Source organism: Corynebacterium sp. H113 (assembly GCF_037572315.1).
Taxonomy (GTDB): Bacteria; Actinomycetota; Actinomycetes; order Mycobacteriales; family Mycobacteriaceae; genus Corynebacterium.
The window spans coordinates 806,379-827,284 of record NZ_JBBHKZ010000002.1; the positions used below are offsets into that span (position 1 = coordinate 806,379).

A 20,906-nucleotide genomic window follows, 5' to 3' on the forward strand; every position below is an offset into this window, starting at 1 on the left:
GGGGAACATTGCTGGAGGACTACGGGACGGATACCGGGAAGTCGGCGACGGCGAGATCGGCGACGAGCCGATCGCTTCTGGGCGAGCAAGGGGAAGAAGCAGCGACGCAGTTCTTGCAACGCCAAGGCTTAACGCTGATCGGTCGCAATATCCGCCATGGGCATTGCGAAATAGACGCGCTGTTCGTTCACGATGGTGTGCTTATAGTCGTTGAAGTCAAAACCCGGTCGAGCAATCGTTTCGGTGATGGTTTTGATGCCGTAACTCCACTCAAGCAGCAACATTTGCGGCGAGCTATCGTGGGATGGCTCCACACGCAGGAGGCATGGTTTTCGGAGATCCGCTTTGACATCGTCGTCGTGACGCCGATGCAGACATCAGCGGGGCAGGACTTCCTGTTCCAGCATTCTCGAGGAGTGTTTTAGATGGCTGTAGGGCGGGCAGTGTCAGTGGCGCTGAATGGTATCGACGGAACGATAGTGCACGTGGAAGCTGATGTCGGGCATGGTCTGCCGGGAATGCATATCGGTGGCTTGGGTGATGCTGCAGTCAGTGAAGCACGGGAGCGGGTGCGTACCGCTGCAACGAATTCAGGAATCGCGTGGCCACGAACGAAGATCGTGGTGAGTATGTCTCCTGCGAGTTTGCGGAAACACGGATCCATTTTTGATGTCTCCATTGTGTGTGCCGTGCTTGCGGCTTCAACGAAGGACGAAGAAGCTCAAGAACGCCTTGACCACACAGTTGTACTTGGCGAGGTAGGACTCGACGGAAGCGTCCGGGGAGTCGATGGGGTGTTGCCGGCTGTGCTCGTCGCAAAGGAAGCTGGGTATCGGACGATCGTCGTGCCGGAAGCCAATGCCGTAGAAGCAGCAATGGTGGAAGACATGACCGTTGGCTGTGTGGGGTCGCTTAGTCAACTGTGGCACTGGGTTAGAACAGGAGAGGGGCAGCTATCGGTTGCTAAAGACATCGAGGAACAGCGACTGGATCTCCCTGATATGGCCGATGTTCATGGTCAAGACGAAGCACGATGTGCACTAGAGGTAGCTGCAGCGGGAGGACATCACCTGTTCTTAATGGGGCCACCTGGTACAGGGAAGTCAATGCTGGCTGAGCGACTGCCGGGCATCCTCCCTGAGCTGACGAAAGAGCAAGCGCTAGAGACGATGGCTGTGCGATCGGTACTTGGTCAAGTCGCACCCGATAGCCTCGGAGTTCGACACCAGCCACCTTTTGTAGCACCCCACCACACTGTGACTCCTGCAGCGTTGATAGGTGGTGGGGTGCACCCGCAGCCCGGGGCATTGAGCCGTGCTCACCATGGAGTGCTGTTCTTGGACGAAGTGTCGTTGATGAGCCCCCGGGCATTAGACACGTTGCGCACGCCACTAGAGCTAGGAGAGATCGTCCTCATGCGTGCCAGGCAACAAATTCGCTATCCCTGCAGAGTCCAGCTAGTGATGGCCGCCAATCCTTGTGGCTGCGGGGCACAAGATGCTGAGAACTGTCGCTGCTCCGCACATGCAAGAAAGCGGCACCTAACGCCGCTGTCAGGACCCCTGCGAGATCGAATTGACCTCAATATTGCTGTGCATCCTCGACATGCAGTGATTACTCCGGAACTCGGAGAACCGTCGACAGCTATTCGCGAGCGCGTCACCATCGCCAGAGAACGAGCACGACAGCGGTGGCAAGGCATCGAAGGCATCGATGACCTGAGAACTATTGCTTCTAATGCCGACGTACCTGGTCCACTGTTACGTCGATATGCACCCGCAACAGACGATGCCATGGCGTATCTCGAAGCGCTTCTGAGTAGCGGAGACATTAACCAGCGGGGAATCGATCGGTCATTACGAGTCGCGTGGACATTGGCTGACCTCGCCGGCACGTCGCAACCGACAATCGATGAAGTAGCCCACGCTGTCGATCTTCATGACTCAGGAAAGGAATTGGTGCCCGCATGACGAACGACAGTACTTTCTCAAAGACAGAGCGTCGGGCGCTGGCGTACCTTAATCGAGTTGTGGAAGGGCCACATCGGCATCTGTCCGCACTAGTTCATCGGGTCGGCATCGAAGATGCAGCAGAGCTGATCAAACGCAGAATCAATCTCACTCCAGAACTTCGCAGTGCTACCGAAAGTCGACATCACTTCCGGCAGGAGGACAATGATCTGGACGATGCAGCGAGACATGGTTTCCGCATTATCGCGCCGGGCAGCCCCGAGTGGATGCCCTCGTTGACTAACCCATTTTCTGTGGTGGATTCGTGCTCCCTCACTGAGGGGCCACCCGTGACACTGTGGGTGAAGGGATGTTCACTGGACTCACTTTTTGTTGATTCCACAGCGGTCGTCGGTACACGTGCAGCAACCCGATATGGACTCACTATGACCACGAAGCTTGCAGGTGAGTTAGCCCGGAGAGGGACAACGATCGTCAGCGGTGGCGCGCTAGGGATTGACGCTGCAGCTCACCGCGCCGCGCTCGATGTTGGAGGCCGCACAGTGGTATTTGCAGCTTGTGGCGCGGGTGTTTCGTATCCGGCAGCGCATACCGAATTATTCCAACGAATCGCTGGTAGTGGAGCAATCGTGTCTGAATATCCACCGGGGATGAGACCTGCCCGACATCGCTTCCTCACCCGCAACCGACTCGTGGCAGCTACTTCTGAGGCAACAGTTCTTGTCGAAGCCGGTTGGCGATCCGGGGCGAGGAACACTGCAACATGGGCATTGCGGATGGCAAAGCCACTTGGGGCGGTACCCGGGCCGATAACTTCGGCAGCCTCTACAGGCTGTCACGATCTGATTCGCAATCAAGAGGCAACTCTTGTGACCAGCGCTGAGAACATTCTTGCCCTCTATCGTCCGGTGGGCAGCGTCGATGAAGATGGATTGTTGGAGCTTGAATGGGCATCGACAGCCGTACAGAAACTCTCTCAACCAGAGCTAAAGGTGTACGACAGTCTGCCTGCACGCGGTGGTGCAGATGCTCACGACGTTGCAACGGCCGCAGGGCTTCCTCTCGGTCTCGCTGTGCATTTGTTGGTCGCATTGATGAAGCAGGGACTCGTCGTAAGGCATGGGTCTCGGTGGGAAAGGGCTTCGATGAATTCAAGTTAACTGCCTTGCATCGTGGGGAGCGCGAAGAGCGTAACTTTCTTTCTCTTGAAGAATTCCGAAAACACTATTGCACTATCGGTCACACTGTGTAGGATAGGGCAGGCAAGCCTAAGTAAGTGGGGAGTTCGGGCTGGTACTCCTCACTTATGGTTTCCATTAATTGGGTAGGGCATTGCGCTCCTTGCAGCGTCTCAGGGGTCGCTGTAAGGCACGCTCTATCTGGAGATCAAGGTCTTGCATCATGGGTGAGGCACAGACGGCGGCTTTGGGGCGTATGGCATTTCATGCGTACACTTCAAAGTCGCCGTCGCCGATTCATAAGCAGGGGAGTTGTAGTGGGTACACCGACCGATAATCAACTCTCGCCGAACATCGATGGGGTCCTCGGTGATTTCCTTGACTACCTATTGCATTCCAGGGGGCTTTCGGAACGCACGGTCGCTGCATATCGCGCCGACCTCATTCCACTGCTGAGTCCATTAGACGCGATTGGTGAGCTCGACAAACGACGAATTCGTGCATTTCTTGGCCACAAACATCAAGCTGGGGCTGCCAGAACTTCAATCGCGCGTGCGACGACATCTATTCGCCAGTTTTGTTCGTGGGCCTGCGCTGGCGGCTATTTGACATCAGACCCATCTGCGCAGATAGCCACGCCATCGGCTCATCGACATTTGCCTGAAATCATGAGCGTGCAACAAGCTGCCGCGATGGCAGAGGGAGCGAGAGAGTCGGATGCTGCGCACGGGGCTGACAGTAAAGGGCCTAGCTCACGTGACGTCAGCACCGGTGCTGCGTCGGTGCAGTCTCAACCTGTATCGCCACGGCAGCTGGCTGAACAGCGACGGGACACGGCGATAGTCGAGTTGTTCTATGCAACGGGAATCCGTGTCTCCGAGCTGTGCGATTCCAATATTGGGGATCTCGATTTCGAACGACAAACCCTGCGCGTTACGGGCAAGGGCAATAAGCAGCGGGTTGTGCCGTTCGGAAGCCCTGCCCTCCGGGCTCTACGGTCATGGTTGGAAACTCGCCCTGAACTAGTCGCAAGGGATCCGGCGAGCGGATCAGTTGACGCCCTCTTCCTTGGTCGTCGGGGCGGGCGACTTGATCCACGACAGGCACGCAGGATTGTGCACCGGCGCACCTCTGAAGCGGGAGTCGACTTATCTCCGCACGGCTTACGGCATTCAGCTGCGACTCACCTCGTCGAAGGTGGTGCCGACTTGCGTGTCGTCCAAGAAATGCTTGGGCACAGTTCTCTTGCAACGACACAAATCTATACGCATGTATCTACTGACCGACTCCGTGAAGTGCATAAACGAGCTCATCCGCGAGGCTAGGTCACTGAGGTGTCACTGGTTTCAACACAATCGTGCGTGAACCCAGGAGGTCCAATGGGTTCAGGTAGGTCTCACCCCGTAAAGCTCCCCAGTGCACACCACGCTCGTCGAAAAGTTCGGGCGTGCGCACATGCCCGAGTACTTGCCCGCGAGATACTCGATCACCACGCTGAACGATGAAATCCACTGGTTGATATGTCGTTCGAATACCATCTGCGTGCATCACGGAAATACTGGGTCTACCTGCAATCACACCCGCAAAATGAACCACCCCAGCTGCCGAAGCGTGAACAGCATCACCATCACTGCTCGCTAGATCCACTCCACGGTGGCCCGCGAGCCACCTCTTCTCTGGCGGTTGATATCCGCGCGCCACCTGCCCCGGCACGGGCTTCGAATGTACGACGCTCGTCACAGAAGACGTCGACTCCTGGACAGCATTCGCGCTCGGCTGTTGCGTGACGACGACTAGCGCTGCAACCATCATCGCCATTGATAAGAAAATGGATGCCAGCGGTTGTACAGAATCGTGAATATTCCTCATAGCGCAATGAAGCGACACGGCGAAGATCGTCGCAACGCGTCAGGAATGGGGTTGTGGACAGCGTTGGCGTGACCCCCGAAACAGTCAAAAATGTGGATCACAGCGTGTCATCTTTGGAATTGGCGCAAGAAGTCCGCTATTATTGCGCCCGCAGTATGTCCGCTTGACCTCGGAGGTGCTGACTACGCGCGCTATCACTTCCGGTCAATAGATCCAGGTGCTTGGTGCTTGTGAAACTCATGCAGTTTGCGCAGGTGGCAAGTGGTGAAAATTGTCTAGGTAGCGCCAGGATGCAGGGAAAACCTGCATATGACATTAACCAAGTTTTTTCGGAAAGAGAGGAAGGGAAGCAGCCGCGGTCCCAGTCAGGCCGGTCGTGAGGATCTTCCCTGAATACACATGGCTGTCGTTTCCATGCGTGAACTGTTGGATGCTGGTGTGCACTTCGGTCACCAGACCCGTCGTTGGAACCCAAAGATGAAGCGCTTCATCTTCACCGACCGCAACGGCATCTACATCATCGACCTGCAGCAGACGCTGACCTACATCGATGAGGCATACGAATTCGTCAAGGAGACCGTTGCACACGGTGGCAACATTCTCTTCGTTGGCACTAAGAAGCAGGCTCAGGAAGCTGTTCAGAACGAAGCTGAGCGCGTTGGTATGCCATACGTCAACCACCGCTGGTTGGGTGGCATGCTCACCAACTTCTCGACCGTTGCTAAGCGTCTTGCACGTCTGAAGGAACTTCAGGCTATGGAAGCTGCAGAGAACGGCTACGAGGGTCGCGGCAAGAAGGAAATCCTGATGCTGAACCGCGAGCGCACCAAGCTGGAGCGCACCCTCGGCGGCATCCGCGATATGTCCAAGGTTCCTTCCGCAATGTGGATCGTGGACACCAACAAGGAGCACATCGCAATTGCAGAGGCTAAGAAGCTGGGCATTCCAGTTGTCGCAATCCTCGACACCAACTGCGACCCAGATGACGTCGACTTCCCAATCCCGGGCAACGACGACGCTATCCGTTCCGCAACTGTTCTGACCCGCATCATCTCCACCGCAGTGGAAGAGGGCCGCAAGGTCCGCGCTGAGCGTGAGATGGCTGCTGCTCGCGAGTCCGCTGGTGACGCTGCTCCAGCTGAGGCTGGCAAGGACGCACCAATCGAGGCTGCTGCTGAGAACACCGACCAGGCTGTAGAGATGGATGCCGAAGGCTCCCAGGCTCAGCAGACTGAAACCGCTGAGGGCACCACCGAAGCGTAAGTCGTTACTGCTCGCCTCGGTGGGCTAGTACTGGCTGCTTTACCGCAATGTGGGGACACTCAACCGGGCATACCTTGCCCGGACGTGTCGCTCCAGTTGTGTAAGACTGTCTAGGACGGACAGTCTCTTTTAAAACGACACCAAGGAGGAACGCCAACCATGGCGAATTTCACCGCTGCCGACGTGAAGAAGCTTCGCGAAATGACCGGCTCTGGCATGAAGGCTTGCAAGGACGCTCTCGTTGAAACCGACGGCGACTTTGACAAGGCTGTAGAGATCCTGCGCATCAAGGGTGCAAAGGACGTAGGCAAGCGCGCTGAGCGCACCGCTGCCGAGGGCCTGATCGCGGTTTCCGGTAACACCATGGTCGAAGTTAACTCTGAGACTGACTTCGTTGCGAAGAACGCAGAGTTCATCGAGTTCGCAAACAAGGTTGCTGAAGCTGCAGCTGCTGTTAAGGCAAACTCCCCAGAAGAGCTCGCTGCTGCTGACATGGGTGGCACCACCGCTGGTGACGCTACCCAGGAACTGTCCGCAAAGATCGGCGAAAAGCTGGAGCTGCGTCGCGCTGTCACCCTCGAGGGCGACAAGGTTTCCGTTTACCTGCACCGCCGTGCAGCTGACCTGCCTGCAGGCGTCGGCGTCATGGTTGCATACACCGGTGAGGGCGAAGCTGCTGAAACTGCTGCTCACTCCGCTGCTATGCAGGTTGCTGCACTGAAGGCTGAGTACCTGACCCGTGAAGACGTTCCAGCTGAGCGCGCAGACGCTGAGCGTGCTGTCTTCGAGAAGATCTCCCGTGAAGAGGGCAAGCCAGAGGCTGCACTTCCAAAGATCGTTGAAGGTCGCATGAACGGCTTCTACAAGGACGTTGTCCTTCTGGACCAGCCATCTGTCGCTGACTCCAAGAAGACCGTCGGCAAGCTGATGGAAGAAGCTGGCGTTACCCTGACCAGTTTCGCTCGCTACGAGGTTGGTCAGCACTAGTTGACCGCAGGGCCACCGCGCCCGACCTAACAGCCCTGTGGGGCTGATCTAATGAGTGGTTCGTCAAGTCTCATGACTTGTACGGGCCACTCGTTCTGCTTTTGCGGGAGGGTCTTCTTTACGGCGATTCGTCGTGAAGCAAAAGTGCGTCTGGGGCACTGCTGTGCGATTGATCCCAACATCGACGGCGACGTTTCATGAGTCCAGGCGCAAACCCGGTAGGATGGGCGACCGGTATAACAAAAATCCACACCAGCGTTGAAGGAGTACCCGCGGTGACCTCTACCAACAATGAAGGCGAACGTAACGGCTTCCGCCGAGTGATGTTGAAGCTTGGCGGTGAAATGTTCGGTGGTGGCAACGTCGGTGTCGACCCTGACGTTGTGCAGAATGTTGCGCGCCAGATCGCTGAGATCGCGCGTGACGGGGTTGAGGTGTGCGTAGTCATCGGTGGCGGCAACTTCTTCCGTGGTGCTCAGCTGCAGCAGCGAGGCATGGACCGCGCCCGTTCGGATTACATGGGCATGCTCGGTACTGTGATGAACTGCCTGGCATTGCAGGACTTCTTAGAGCAGGAAGGTGTTGATTGCCGAGTTCAGACCGCAATCAACATGGCACAGGTCGCAGAGCCGTACCTGCCGTTGCGCGCAAAGCGTCACCTGGAAAAGGGTCGTGTAGTTATCTTCGGTGCAGGCATGGGTATGCCGTACTTCTCCACGGATACGACGGCTGCACAGCGTGCGCTGGAAATCGGTTGTGAGGTTCTGCTGATGGCGAAGGCCGTTGATGGCGTGTACTCCGCCGATCCGCGTGAAGTGCCTGACGCTGAGCTGTTCACCGAGATCTCCCACCGCGAGGTGCTGGAGCGCAACCTCCGCGTTGCAGATGCAACGGCATTCTCCTTGTGCATGGACAACAAGATGCCAATTCTGGTGTTCAACATGCTGACCGATGGCAACATTGCCCGCGCAGTTGCTGGCCAGCGCATCGGCACCTTGGTCCACAGCTGATAAATTAGTATCCGACTAAACCACTTCAAAGATAAGAGGCGACGATGATCGACGAGACTCTGCTCGATTGCGAAGAGAAGATGGCAAACTCCGTAGAGCACTGCCGTGACGAGATGACCACCATTCGTACTGGCCGTGCGAACCCCGGCATGTTCAACGGCGTCATTTGTGACTACTACGGTGTGCCAACCCCTATTACGCAAATGGCGACTATTTCTGTTCCAGAGCCACGTATGTTGCTGATCAAGCCATACGAGATGGGCGTGATGGGCGACATCGAGAACGCAATCCGTAATTCTGACCTTGGGGTGAACCCAACCAACGATGGACAGGTGCTGCGAGTCACTGTCCCTCAGCTGACAGAAGAACGTCGTCGCGAAATGACGAAGGTTGCCAAGGGCAAGGGCGAGGATGCGAAGATTGCCATCCGCAACGTTCGTCGTAAGGGCATGGAAGTTCTGAAGAAAATTCAGAAGGACGGCGACGCAGGCGAGGATGAAGTTCAGACTGCTGAGAAGGAGCTGGACGGCATTACGAAGAAGTATGTAGACCAGGTCGATGTTCTGGTTGAGCGCAAGGAAAAGGAGTTGATGGAGGTCTAGTACCTCCACAGCTTTCTACCGTTTTCTTTACTCAATTCCACCATCGATTTGGAGCCGCCGTGCCACCCAGGAATCGGGAGCGTCTTTTAGAGGATCTTCGGGTCCCCAAACCTCGAAACTCCGCTGGTCGAAATTTGCCAGTGGCTATTGGTGTCGGTGTCTTTCTTGGTGCCATCGTCATCGGCGGGCTTATTGTCGGGCCGATGGCGTGGTACCTCATCGTGGCTGTGGCTGCGGCGATTGGAACATGGGAAGTTGGGGAGCGGCTCAAGGACAGCGACTGGCAAGTGCCACGACCTGTGCTCATCCTCGGCGGACAGTTGATGATTTGGCTGACCATTCCGTGGGAGACCACGGGGCTCGTATTCGGCTTTGTAGTCACAGTGCTGGTGCTATTGGTCAGTCGATTATTCCTGCACGGAACGCACGAAGCTCCCCGAAATTGGCTTCGCGATACGTCCGTTGGCGTGTTCATTCTGTTTTGGATACCAGCGTGTATCGCCTTGGCCGCAATGCTTGCCCGCATGGACAATCCATGGGATGTTCGCCCCCAGTTTGTCATCCTGGCGTTCATGCTCTGTGTCGTCGCCAACGACGTCGGTGGTTATGCCGCAGGCGTGTTTTTCGGTAAGCACCCCATGGCACCTGCGGTAAGTCCGAAGAAATCATGGGAAGGATTCGCTGGCTCGGTTATCGCAGCTGCCGTTGTAGGTGTTGTCATTGCCATCTTCGCGTTTAATTCCGAGTGGTGGGCTGGCTTGGTATTGGGCATTTGTCTCGCCGTAGCATCCACGCTTGGCGACCTCGTCGAGTCGCAGTTCAAACGCGATCTCGGTATCAAGGACATGTCCTCGCTTCTCCCGGGGCATGGTGGTCTGATGGACCGTCTGGACGGAATGCTGCCAGCTGCAGCCATGACGTGGCTGGTTATTACTTTGTACGAGAGCTTGTCTTTCCTGTAGTGGCGAGTGCGCCCAGCGCTCAGCTTGACGACGTCATCGTGCATGTTGTTCGTACTCAATGGAGATGACAGCAGCGTGGCCTACGTACCGCATGCCAAAGATCCCTAGCGCAACATGGCGCTAGGGATCTTTGTCCGTCTAGAGAGTGGCCGCAGACTCAGTGCCTGCGAAAGCAGGTGTTACTGCTGAGTCAGACGCTTATTAGCCTTCTTGACCTGGCGACGCAGTTCGAACATTCGCCAGCCGCCGAAGATCGCCATGATCAGGGCACCAGCAATTGCCGACAGGAGCATGCCGATTCCTACTGGGAAGTTCCACGTCCAGGAGAACAAGTTCAGCTCGGTAGCCTGTTGGTTCTGCATGATGAAGATCAACAGCATGATGAGAAGGAAGGCACCGACGATCAGCGCTGCCCATGCACCTGATGCGAAAGAGCGCTCTACCTTTTGTGGCTTCGGGCGAGTGTTCTTCGTGGAGTCGTTGTGGACAGTGTCCTCGACTGGAGCAGGGGAATTCGAGGTTCGTGAATCCGAGTAGTCGTCGTTATCCGTCAGGCCGTGATCTGCGCCCAGGCCCGGTTCCTGCGAATTCTGCGCAGGGAAATCAGCGGTGGAACCGGAGTGATGTGGGTTATCGCTTTTGCTCATACTTTCTATTGAACATCGTATGGGCCAGCATCTCTACCCAATCTGCGTAACGTTCTTTTAACAACGCTGAATGGCCTACATACATTTTGCTAAGGAAAGCACTAGCGCGTAGCTGCATCGTGGGTTGGGCGGTTATGCGATGACGTGCGATGATGGAAGCATCATGAGCAAAGAACTTCCCCTGGTTTTCAACGCACCTCGACGTGGCATGCCGTCGACTCACCTGGCTGATTTGGATTCTGAAGGTCGCAAAGCAGCGGTCAAGGAACTTGGTCTGCCAGCATTCCGCGCTGATCAAATTGCGCGTCATTATTATGGTCGCCTGGAGGCGGATCCAAGCACCATGACTGACCTTCCCGCAGCAGCACGTGAGAAGGTCAAGGAAGCTCTCTTCCCGCCGTTGTTGACTCCCGTTCGGCATATTAGTTGTGATGATGGCGAGACTCGCAAGACGCTGTGGCGTGCCGGTGACGGCACGTTGCTCGAGTCCGTGCTCATGAAGTACCCAGGTCGAGCTACGCTCTGCATTTCGTCTCAGGCAGGTTGCGGTATGGCCTGTCCATTCTGTGCAACGGGCCAGGGAGGTCTGCAGCGCAACTTGTCCACCGCTGAGATTGTTGACCAAGTCCGCGAAGCAGCTGCAACGATGCAAGCAGAAGGCAGCCGGCTGACCAACATTGTCTTCATGGGCATGGGGGAGCCACTGGCCAACTACAAGCGCGTGCTTGCGGCAGTAAAACGCATTACAGAACCCGTGCCAAACGGTTTCGGCATTTCCATGCGCAATGTCACAGTCTCGACGGTGGGCCTGGCGCCAGCGATTCGTCGACTCGCGGATGAGGAGTTGTCAGTAACTCTAGCGGTGAGCTTGCATACGCCTGACGACGAACTTCGTGACACGTTGGTTCCTATCAACAATAGGTTCGAAGTCTCGGAAGTACTGGATGCTGCGCGCTATTTTGCCGACAAGACTGGCCGGCGTGTGTCTATTGAGTATGCCCTGATTCGAGACATCAACGATCAGGGATGGCGAGCGGATCTGTTGGGGAAGAAGCTGCATAAGGCGTTGGGATCACGCGTGCATGTCAACCTGATTCCGCTGAATCCAACTCCAGGATCGAAGTGGGACGCTTCGCCGAAGGATCGGCAGGATGAATTCGTTGAACGCGTCCGTGCGCAAGGCGTACCGTGCACTGTGCGGGACACCCGTGGCAACGAAATCGCTGCGGCGTGTGGTCAGCTTGCAGCTGAAGGTGAGTAAACGCTAAAGGCGCCACACCTCGTGATTGGGAATTAGTAAGGCCTCCATCGCGGTGACGATGGAGGCCTTGTGCCTTTAGGGCAGTTGAGGGGCTGCTCAGACAGCGAAATCGCTGACCAGTACCTCAGCAGAATGTGCCTAGCGGGAGATCACGACAGCTTACTTGGCGCTTGGGTCGATGTTCCAAGCACGCTTCTGGGACTCGGTCAGGTCAGCGTAGACGCCGGTGCCGTTCAGCTGATCCTCGGTCCAGTTCGGCTCAACATGGCCAGCAGGCTTGTTGTGTCCGGTAACCGTGCGTACCTGGGAGCCACGAGGAGCGAAAGCGTGGAACAGCAGGCCAATAGCGAACAATCCAGCGATGGACAGCAGCCAGATGTTCTCGACGTTGCCGTGGTGGTTACCCTGGGTCATTGCAACCAAGAAAAGAACGGAAATCCAGCCGGCAATCTGAAGCGAGCGCTTGCTCAAGCCATGCCAACCCCACTTTGCCGATGGCTCATCTAGGGTGCTGACGCCGTTGTAAAATTCTTCCGTTGCGTGTGCGTTAGCCACTATTAAGTCCTCCTGTTAGCGCCGATAAGAGTCGAACGACTACGTCAGTTCCTTTGTAACCAACCCCACGTGTGGGATTGAAACTCTGAACATTGCCATCCATACTCACGGGTATTTTGGCACATTCTCAGCGAATGTTGAGTATCGAAGGTAAGGATACCGCAGATTTCCTCAGGAATCTCATTCCTTGGGGTGTCGCTTATCTCTGACGTGAAATGTTGCCCCATTCTCGGGGGTAGGGCGTAGAAAAGCTTGCGTAGGAAAGTCGCTAGGGTAATCGACGTGACTTTTCTCTTTGGCGTAGTTCTCTTTGCACTCGGTATCGCGGTCACGATCGCGTTGCACGAATGGGGCCATCTTGCAGCCGCACGGCTGTGCGGGATGCGGGTGCGTCGTTACTTCATCGGATTCGGGCCAACGCTGTGGTCAACGAAGAAGCACCATCACGGCGCTGGAGGCCATGAGACGGAGTATGGCTTCAAGGCTGTACCGCTGGGCGGATTCTGCGATATCGCAGGCATGACTGCTCAGGATCCCATCTCACCTGATGAAGAGCCATACGCAATGTGGAAGCAGCCATGGTGGCAGCGGATCGTCGTGTTGTTGGGTGGCGTCATCATGAATATCTTGATTGGTGTCATTCTGATTTATGCAATTGCCGTGTCCTGGGGACTGCCGAATCCGAACGTGGACATGACCCCGCGTGTACAGCAGACCTCATGTGTGCCGGCTACCCAGAATGCAGATGGCACACTCTCTGAATGTAGTGGTGTTGGGCCTGCTGAAAAGGCTGGATTAAGGGCAGACGATGTCATTGTGTCAGTGAATGGCAAGGACACTGATACTTACCCAGAAGTTGTCGATGAAATTGGAAAGGCCACAGGAGAATCGATTGCCATTGTGGTGTCTCGAAACGGTCGAGAAGAAACCATCACAGTTATTCCCGAACAAGTTGAGCGTCGTTCGAATGATGGGTCGCTAAAGACGGTTTCTGGTGTCGGTATCGCGTTTGAACGTCCGAAAAACGGAATCATCGAATACAATGCGGTAACTGCGGTAGGGGGATCATTGACCTTCACCGGACACATGTTCGGTGCGGTATGGGACGGCCTGCTGTCATTGCCTGCGAAGGTTCCTGGAGTCGTTGCATCGATTTTTGGTGCAGAACGTGACCAAGAAGGGCCAATGAGCGTCGTGGGTGCGTCCCGTGTTGGCGGTGAAATGGTCGAAGCAAACTACTGGTCGAGCTTTGTCATGCTGTTGGCAAACTTGAACTTCTTCTTGGCGTTGTTCAACTTGGTGCCACTTCCTCCATTGGATGGTGGGCATATTGCAGTTGTGCTGTACGAGAAGGTGCGAGACTTCATTCGGCGTCGACTAGGCAAGCCTGCACTGGGGCCAGCTGACTACACAAAACTGATGCCGGTGACGATGGCTTTCACTGCTGTGCTTCTCGTCTTCGGTGTAATCGTTATCGCTGCTGACGTCATCAATCCTATTCGCTTGTTGGGTTAGTGATTCGCGGCGAGCCGTCGGGGTTCGATCCGGGTGAAGTGTTAGCCTCCCCACATGAGGGAAAACGCAGTGCGAAAGCGTCAAGGTTACACGCTTGTCCAGCAATTGTCGGCGCTGGTCGCATCTATTGCATTGGTGTTTTCTGCAGTGTCGTGTACGCCACGCCCAGATATGGGCGAAGAGGTGCTGTCAAAGTTCCTTGAAGCGTTGTCTGCAGGTGATATTGAGACCGCGGTTGGCTTTACAGATCGAACCTCGGATGCGCGTCGAGACCTGACTGCGGCGTGGGATGGCTTGCAGGCAGAGGGGCTTCGAGCGCAGTCCTCAAGCATTAATGGTGATGGGTCCCAGTCCACCGTAGAGGTTGATATGACGTGGAGCCTGCCACGGAATCGTCAGTGGCAATACACATCTGTTATTCGGTTGTCTCGCACAGAAGACGAGTGGGCAGTCCGTTGGGCACCATCTGTGCTGCACCCTCAATTAGGCCGGAACCAGCATCCAGAGCTTCGCGCAGTTGAAGCGCCACAAGCCTCTGTTCTTGGCTCAGATGGCACAACACTTTTGGAGCCTGGCATTGTCCATAGAGTTGTCCTCAATCGGGATGAGACTCAAGATGTCCAGGGCACAATTAACCGAATTGCGACCATCGTGAATAACGAACTGCCTCCCGAGGGAGGACGTCCATCACTGGTGGATGCAAAGTCATTGGGCAAACAAGCTCAAGGCGGGTCTGGTGCATTTTCAGTTATTGTCCTGCCGTCGTCTGTGCCACCGAGCGTTCGGAATCAGCTCATGGAGTTGGACGCAGTGACGGTCAATGACGAAACCTCGATGGTTCGTCCGGACCCAGCTTTTGCGCCTGATTTGATGAGCCGGATTGAATCGGTCGTGCAGGAGAAGACCACAGGAACGAATGGCTGGAGCGTCGTGGCAGCCAATTCGGACGGTGTGAAACTGGATACGCTGCACCAGGTGGACCCTGAGGTCCAGCCGGCTGTCAAGGCATCGATCAGCAAGAAGGTGCAGGATGCTGCACAACAAGCCGTCGATACGCGCTCTGATGCAGAAGTGATGCTGGTGGCGGTGCAGCCGTCGACAGGCGATATTCTGGCGGTTGCGCAGACCGGGGAGGCGGACAAGAAGGGCAATTTGGCTCTGACTGGCCAATTCCCACCGGGTTCGACGTATAAAATTGTGACTGCTGCGGCAGGAATGCAGAACGAAGAGCTAACGCCAGGTTCAACAGTGCCATGCCCAGGTTCGATGGAGATTGGCCCTCGTATTGTCACGAACTACAACGGCAAGGGTGTTGGCGATACATCGTTGCAGGATGCCTTCGCTCGATCGTGTAACACCACATTCGGTGATATCGCGTATCGGATGAAACCGGGCGAGATGAAAGACATATCGAAGCACTTTGGCATTGGTGTGGATTATCAAATCGCAGGATTGGAAACTATCACTGGCTCTGTGTCTGACGGAGAGGATGTCGCGGAGCGTATCGACGCCGGTTACGGTCAGGGCTTCGACTTGGCCAGCCCATTTGGCATGGCCATGGTGTCGGCAACTGTCGCACATGGCAGCACTCCAACGCCAAAGTTGGTGCCATCTGCAGGCACGTTGAGTTCTTCTTCAGCACAGCGGCTCGATCCGGTGTTGCAGGAGAACCTGAAACAGATGATGCGGTCGGTAGTTACCTCGGGTACTGCTACTGCCATTGCTAGCCGTGGCGAAGTGTACGGAAAGACCGGTGAGGCTGAAGTCTCTGGCGGCTCGCATGCGTGGTTTACTGGCTGGCGCGATGACATCGCCTTTGCGACACTCGTTGTCCATGGTGGCGGTTCGGAACATGCAGTCGCAATTACCGACACGTTTCTGTCTAACCTTGACGCCAGTGAATCGGCCGAAGGCTAGCTCAGCATCGTGAAACTCGTGCTGTCAGTGGACAGCAGGGTTAACGCGAACTGAGTTTGTGGTTGCGAGTATGGTGTGCCTCATGACTAATCGCGCACCGCTTACACAGCAGAAGTCCACGGCAATTCGTACAGTACCTGCGCATATTGCGCGACCAGAGTATGCCTGGAAAGACGAAGTTGCCGAAGGCGTAGGCGAGTCACTGATTCAGACAGCAGAGGATATCGAGTCAATGCGCGAGGTCTCGCGTATTGCCGCAAACGCCTTGGTCGAAGCTGGCAAGGCTGTGGAACCTGGCAAGACTACCGATGACATTGATCGTGTTGTCCACGAGTATTTGCTCGACCACGATACGTACCCATCCACTCTTGGTTACCGGGGTTTTGAGAAGAGCTGCTGCGTCTCTTTGAACGAAATTATTTGTCACGGTATCCCGGATGCCCAGGTTATCGAGGAAGGCGACATCGTCAACGTTGATGTCACCGGATACAAGAATGGTGTCCACGGCGATACCAACGCGACCTTCTTCGCTGGAGAGCCATCCGAGGAACATCAGCTCTTGGTCGAGCGCACCTACAATGCCATGATGCGCGGAATCAAGGCCATCAAGCCAGGTCGCGAGATTAACGTTATCGGTCGCGTGATCGAATCATATGCCCGCCGTTTCGGCTACAACACCGTCCGTGACTTCACCGGGCACGGCGTTGGCACGACGTTCCACAACGGACTGATTGTTTTGCATTACGACGACCCGTCGCAAAACACCGTCCTCGAACCGGGCATGACATTGACAGTTGAGCCAATGATCAATCTCGGTGGCCTGGATTACGAGATCTGGGATAACACCTGGACTGTACAAACGACCGACCGCAAATGGACCGCACAGTTTGAACACACGATCTTGGTTACAGATACGGGATACGACATTTTGACCCTTCCAGACGAAGAGAACCTGCCTGGTCAGTTCTTGACGGGCTGGAAGCCTGCCTAATCTCGCACGTTATGGCAGCTTCACTTGCTCCGGCCGTTCTCGTCGCTGGCTGTACTTCTGATGCCGGAAAGTCCGTCATTGTTGCGGGCTTATGTCGCCTGATCGCACGACGAGGGCTGCGGGTTGCGCCTTTCAAAGCGCAAAACATGTCAAACAACTGCGCGGTAACACCAGATGGTGGCGAGATCGGACGCGCGCAGGCGCTGCAAGCGCTTGCATGCGGGCTGGAACCTCACGTCGATTTCAACCCGGTGTTATTGAAGCCGGGTTCTGATTACACCAGCCAGGTTGTCGTGCGCGGACACGTCAGCGGGCACGTGTCGGCGATGACGTACCGGCGTCGTCGTAAAGAATTGCGCGGAATCGTTGCGGAAACGCTGCAGGATTTGCGGGAGCGTTACGACGTCGTCGTGTGCGAAGGTGCTGGTAGTCCCGCGGAAGTGAATTTGCGTGACTCTGACATCGCAAATATGGGGCTTGCCGAGATGGCCGATATCCCGGTCGTGGTCGTGGGCGATATCGACCGTGGCGGGGTGTTGGCCCACTTTGTGGGAACGCACGCAATTGTGGGTGACGAGGATCGGGCGCGTTTGACCGGTTTTATCGTGAACAAGTTTCGTGGAGATGTTCAGTTACTCTTGCCTGGACTCGATGTGGTGACGCAGCAGACTGGGCTACCGGTCATCGGCGTGGTGCCTTTTGTGCAAGGGCTGTGGGTTGACGCAGAGGACTCGCTTGGAACGGTAACCGGTGGGCGAGTTGGGCCAGCGACGCTGCCACTTGGCACCGAAACTTTGTCAATTGCTGCGATCCGGTTGCCACGAATTTCAAATGCCACTGATGTTGAAGCGCTCGCGGTGGAACCGGGAGTGCGTGTTGAATGGACCGACGATCCGACTGTAGTTATGCAGGCGGATGTCGTCGTGCTGCCTGGTTCGAAGGCGACAGTCAGTGATCTTGCGTGGTTACGACAGCACGGACTCGCGGATGCCTTAATTTCCAGAGCTGCAGACGACCGTCCAATCTTGGGGATTTGTGGTGGTTTCCAAATGCTGTGTAAGACCATTGCTGATGATGTCGAATCAGCAGCAGCGCTTGCGGACGGTGAACACACGGTACCTGGTCTGGGATTACTTGATGTTGACATCAAGTTTGAGCCGGAAAAGACGGTTGTGCGTCACGACGATGGTTCTTATGAGGTCCACCACGGCCACGTCATTCGTTCTGCCGAGTCGCAGTGGCCACATGGTGAAGGTGCCATTCGTGGGTGTGTGAGGGGCACCCACCGGCATGGTCTCATGGAGAATGACGATACCCGTCGCCAGTGGCTTGCTCAGGTGGCCCGGGAAGCTGGCAAAACCGGATTCGTGATCAAACCGGACACATCTTTTGCAGCAGAACGCCTGCGCCAACTCGACCTCATTGCGGATGCCATCGAAGAGCATCTCGTCGGGTCAGCGTTAGCGCAGGCTACTGGAATTGCAGAGCTGGGGTAGTAGGGCGCGGCCGCCCTACCAGCTCCAACTGGAGTGCCGACGGATGGCGATGAAAACTAGCCACCGTCGACACTGACGCTAGTTGTCGAATTCCAGGCCGAGGATGGCGTTTTCGATGAGCTCTGGGAGCGCTGGGTGGATCCAGTGCTGCTGTTCCACCACGTCGCGCACATCGAGATCCATCGCCATCATCTGAATGCACTGCTGAACCAAGGTAGCGGCTTGCTCGCCAATGAAGTGGGCACCGAGCAGGCGACCGGTCTTCTTATCTGCGATGAGCTTCGCAAAACCGTCTTTATCTTCCAGCGCCCAGCCGTACGCCACGTCACCGTAGTTCTGAATTTTGACGGTGATCTCGGTGCCATTCTCAGTTGCCCACTCGCGTGCCTCCACTTCAGTCATGCCGACCTGACCGATCTGTGGGTGCGAGAAGATAGCAGACGGGACGTAACGATGGTCAAAGCTGCGCAAGTCCACGCTGTCTACATCGTTTGCCTTGGCAGTCTCCAAAACATTATGGAAGACAACCTTCGCCTCGTGGTTAGCAATATGCTTCAACTGATGCGGACTTGATACATCACCGAGCGCCCATACACCTTCAGCCGACGTGCGACCATGCTTGTCGACGATCACCCGGTGGTCACCGTCGTACTTGACACCAGCAGCGTCCAGATTCATGCGATCGCCGTTTGGCTGGCGACCCGTTGCAACGAGGAAAACTCCACCTTGGACCGTAGAGCCGTCGGAAAGAGCTGCGGTGACGATGCCGTCCTGCTCGGACAGTGACTCGATGGAAGTGTTGAGATGCACGTTCCAGGACCGCGAGGCGACTTCTGTAAAGCGTGCAGAAATGTCCTCGTCGGACTGACGGTTCATGGCCCCGGAACGAACGATGACGTGAACGTTGACTCCGAGCGACGAGAACACATGGGCAAACTCGGTGGCAATAAAGCCACCGCCCAGAATGATCATTTCGCGCGGTAGTTCTTCAATCCGCATGATGTCATTGTTGGTGTAATAGCGTACACCTGACTCTTCGACAACTTGCGGAGCATATGGGCGAGAACCAGCAGCGATGATGATCTGATCAGCAGTAATCGTGCATTCCTTGCCACCTTGCGAGGTCAGCAGAGTGCGAGACCCAACAAAGGAAGCGTGGCCATCGTAGACATCGATATTCGGAGTCTCGTCACCGCGACGGTATGCCTCGCCACCGTTAGAAATAGGGTCGATACGGTCGCCGAAAACTCGTTTCTGGATGAACGGCCAGTCAATCGAGTCGACATGAGCATGCACACCAAGGCGAGCAGCTTCCGCAACATTACGAGCAGCGTCAGCCGCAAGCACGAACATCTTGGTTGGAATGCAACCAACGTTCAAACAGGTTCCGCCAAACCGACCTTCCTCGACGAGAGCAATACGAACTCCGTCGTAGGCAGGGGATGGAATGGCGTTGCCGGAACCAGAACCAACGATGATGACGTCATAGTGGCGAGACGACTCAGCAGACATGCTTCTCCTTGATTGAAACCATTACTAAATGAAATCGGCCTTGAAGGCTGGCCTCGAAGGCTGCGGAAAAAGAAACTACGACGAGCTCGCCGTAGTCAGGTGCGACTCCAAGAAGTCAAACGTCACAGCAAATGCTTGTTCGCGAGCATGTTCGCGTGACAGAAACACATCATGGCGTGCACCGGGGATTTCGAAATTCGTCGCACCCTTTCCTAAGCAACGCGTCTTGCTTGCAATCTGTTCCGCATCGAGGATTGCATCCACTGTATCCAGCGCAGGGGAGTATGGCTTGCCGAGAATTGACGCATCCGAATGCAGAACGAGAGTAGGCACTCCCATCTCGATCCCCTTTGCGACGATCGCCTGCGCAGCCAGAATCGCCTGGAACCACGACCACGTCTTCACATGGCCTTCCACTGGCTTCAGAACTGCATCGAAGACCCAGTCGCCGTGATGGCTAGCTGAAATTGACTGGCCGTAACCGCTCATTCCCTTGTCGGGCGTGAGCTGGTCAGGTCGGATCACGGCCATCAATCGGGTTAGTGCCTTGACTGCGATGCCTACCGGATTCTTGAACTGTAGGCCAAGCCACGGACTATTCAGTACGGCGACATTGATAAAGCCAAACCGATCCGGGTCTGCGGAACGTAGGCGATGCAGCCAGAGCGCAACGATCAAGCCGCCAGTCGAATGGCCCAATGGAGTCACCGACGGATGCCCAGCCTCGCGTATGACATCGATGGCTGCGTTCATGTCGACGTCGTAAAGCTCAAGATTAGTGATGTGATGGGCGCGCTGGCCTGGCCGGAGCGAACGACCACACTTGCGGAGGTCGACAGCATAAAACGCGTAGCCCTTGTCATGGAAACGACGGGCGACGTGGTCTTGAAAGAAATAATCCGACATTCCGTGAACCCACACCACCGCCGGACGTGAAGCATATTCGGGCTCAGGAGTGTCGCTCGATGTGAGCGGTGAAGGTGAAAACTTAACGACGGTTACAGCAATGTCAGTCTCGTCATCTGGGTCATTTCCCAGGTCAATAACTGTTTGCGTGAATCCGTCGCCCAAGATATCAGCTTCCCAAATGGGGGTAACTTGATCGTTTTCGTTCTTCATCATGCCTGCAAGTCTAGCCTCGCTACGAGGGGCACCCCTCGTGTTGTGACAG

General features: G+C 55.8%; 19 protein-coding genes. 14 read left to right on the plus strand and 5 right to left on the minus strand.

The features are described 5' to 3' along the window. The first annotated feature begins 8 nt into the window (after nucleotides 1-8). The 4 genes from WG938_RS04825 (at nucleotide 9) to WG938_RS04840 (ending at nucleotide 4,473) form a co-directional block, all read left to right on the plus strand. Nucleotides 9-425: a YraN family protein gene (locus tag WG938_RS04825; protein WP_339978082.1), complete on the plus strand. Its 417-nt coding sequence runs from the start codon at nucleotides 9-11 to the stop codon at nucleotides 423-425. After that, a complete protein-coding gene (locus tag WG938_RS04830; protein WP_339978084.1) occupies nucleotides 426-1,970 on the plus strand; it encodes a YifB family Mg chelatase-like AAA ATPase in 1,545 nt (514 codons plus the stop codon). It abuts the gene before it with no gap. Beyond that, a complete protein-coding gene (dprA, locus tag WG938_RS04835) occupies nucleotides 1,967-3,130 on the plus strand; it encodes a DNA-processing protein DprA (protein ID WP_339978086.1) in 1,164 nt (387 codons plus the stop codon). The genes WG938_RS04830 and dprA overlap by 4 nt, the downstream gene beginning before the upstream one ends. A 335-nt stretch (nucleotides 3,131-3,465) precedes the next feature. Next, nucleotides 3,466-4,473: a tyrosine recombinase XerC gene (locus WG938_RS04840; RefSeq protein ID WP_339978088.1), complete on the plus strand. Its 1,008-nt coding sequence runs from the start codon at nucleotides 3,466-3,468 to the stop codon at nucleotides 4,471-4,473. Between the two features lies 1 nt (nucleotide 4,474). Here WG938_RS04840 and WG938_RS04845 read toward each other — a convergent pair whose 3' ends face one another. After that, nucleotides 4,475-4,966: a M23 family metallopeptidase gene (locus WG938_RS04845; protein WP_339978090.1), complete on the minus strand. Its 492-nt coding sequence runs from the start codon at nucleotides 4,964-4,966 to the stop codon at nucleotides 4,475-4,477. Nucleotides 4,967-5,416: 450 nt separating this feature from the next. Between WG938_RS04845 and rpsB the strand changes: the two genes are divergently transcribed. From rpsB to WG938_RS04870, 5 genes are all read left to right on the plus strand, one after another. Then, nucleotides 5,417-6,280, plus strand: coding sequence for a 30S ribosomal protein S2 (gene rpsB, locus WG938_RS04850; RefSeq protein WP_339978092.1), 864 nt, complete (start codon nucleotides 5,417-5,419; stop codon nucleotides 6,278-6,280). A gap of 159 nt (nucleotides 6,281-6,439) precedes the next feature. Continuing rightward, nucleotides 6,440-7,267 (plus strand): translation elongation factor Ts, encoded by an 828-nt coding sequence (gene tsf / locus WG938_RS04855; protein WP_339978094.1) that lies wholly within the window; start codon nucleotides 6,440-6,442, stop codon nucleotides 7,265-7,267. A 323-nt stretch (nucleotides 7,268-7,590) separates the two neighbouring features. Beyond that, nucleotides 7,591-8,277, plus strand: a complete 687-nt coding sequence (pyrH, locus tag WG938_RS04860; protein WP_339978834.1) for a UMP kinase — start codon at nucleotides 7,591-7,593, stop codon at nucleotides 8,275-8,277. Nucleotides 8,278-8,321: 44 nt separating this feature from the next. Then, nucleotides 8,322-8,879 carry a ribosome recycling factor gene (gene frr, locus WG938_RS04865; protein ID WP_339978096.1) on the plus strand — a complete coding sequence of 186 codons (558 nt, stop codon included), beginning with the start codon at nucleotides 8,322-8,324 and terminating at the stop codon, nucleotides 8,877-8,879. Nucleotides 8,880-8,938: 59 nt separating this feature from the next. After that, entirely contained in the window at nucleotides 8,939-9,841 is a 903-nt protein-coding gene (locus WG938_RS04870; RefSeq protein ID WP_339978098.1) for a phosphatidate cytidylyltransferase, read from the plus strand. A gap of 179 nt (nucleotides 9,842-10,020) precedes the next feature. Here the strand turns inward: WG938_RS04870 and WG938_RS04875 are convergent, their stop codons facing one another. After that, nucleotides 10,021-10,488 (minus strand): LapA family protein, encoded by a 468-nt coding sequence (locus tag WG938_RS04875; RefSeq protein ID WP_339978100.1) that lies wholly within the window; start codon nucleotides 10,486-10,488, stop codon nucleotides 10,021-10,023. A gap of 163 nt (nucleotides 10,489-10,651) precedes the next feature. On the opposite strand from WG938_RS04875, the gene rlmN reads away from it, so the two are divergent. Then, nucleotides 10,652-11,749 carry a 23S rRNA (adenine(2503)-C(2))-methyltransferase RlmN gene (rlmN, locus tag WG938_RS04880; RefSeq protein WP_339978102.1) on the plus strand — a complete coding sequence of 366 codons (1,098 nt, stop codon included), beginning with the start codon at nucleotides 10,652-10,654 and terminating at the stop codon, nucleotides 11,747-11,749. A 159-nt stretch (nucleotides 11,750-11,908) separates the two neighbouring features. On the opposite strand, the gene WG938_RS04885 is transcribed toward rlmN, so the two are convergent. Then, nucleotides 11,909-12,307: a DUF2631 domain-containing protein gene (locus WG938_RS04885; protein ID WP_339978836.1), complete on the minus strand. Its 399-nt coding sequence runs from the start codon at nucleotides 12,305-12,307 to the stop codon at nucleotides 11,909-11,911. 279 nt (nucleotides 12,308-12,586) lie between these two features. On the opposite strand from WG938_RS04885, the gene WG938_RS04890 reads away from it, so the two are divergent. The 4 genes from WG938_RS04890 to WG938_RS04905 all read left to right on the plus strand — a co-directional run bounded on the left by WG938_RS04890 (nucleotide 12,587) and on the right by WG938_RS04905 (nucleotide 18,223). After that, nucleotides 12,587-13,819, plus strand: a complete 1,233-nt coding sequence (locus tag WG938_RS04890) for a M50 family metallopeptidase (RefSeq protein ID WP_339978104.1) — start codon at nucleotides 12,587-12,589, stop codon at nucleotides 13,817-13,819. A gap of 54 nt (nucleotides 13,820-13,873) precedes the next feature. After that, entirely contained in the window at nucleotides 13,874-15,736 is a 1,863-nt protein-coding gene (locus WG938_RS04895; RefSeq protein ID WP_339978106.1) for a penicillin-binding transpeptidase domain-containing protein, read from the plus strand. A gap of 82 nt (nucleotides 15,737-15,818) precedes the next feature. Continuing rightward, nucleotides 15,819-16,727, plus strand: coding sequence for a type I methionyl aminopeptidase (map, locus tag WG938_RS04900; protein WP_339978108.1), 909 nt, complete (start codon nucleotides 15,819-15,821; stop codon nucleotides 16,725-16,727). 11 nt (nucleotides 16,728-16,738) lie between these two features. Continuing rightward, nucleotides 16,739-18,223, plus strand: coding sequence for a cobyric acid synthase (locus WG938_RS04905; RefSeq protein ID WP_339978110.1), 1,485 nt, complete (start codon nucleotides 16,739-16,741; stop codon nucleotides 18,221-18,223). Nucleotides 18,224-18,301: 78 nt separating this feature from the next. On the opposite strand, the gene mtr is transcribed toward WG938_RS04905, so the two are convergent. Beyond that, nucleotides 18,302-19,735: a mycothione reductase gene (mtr, locus tag WG938_RS04910; RefSeq protein WP_339978112.1), complete on the minus strand. Its 1,434-nt coding sequence runs from the start codon at nucleotides 19,733-19,735 to the stop codon at nucleotides 18,302-18,304. A 75-nt stretch (nucleotides 19,736-19,810) separates the two neighbouring features. Beyond that, complete coding sequence (locus WG938_RS04915) at nucleotides 19,811-20,857, minus strand: alpha/beta hydrolase (RefSeq protein WP_339978114.1); 1,047 nt, start codon at nucleotides 20,855-20,857, stop codon at nucleotides 19,811-19,813. Between the last annotated feature and the right edge of the window lie 49 nt (nucleotides 20,858-20,906).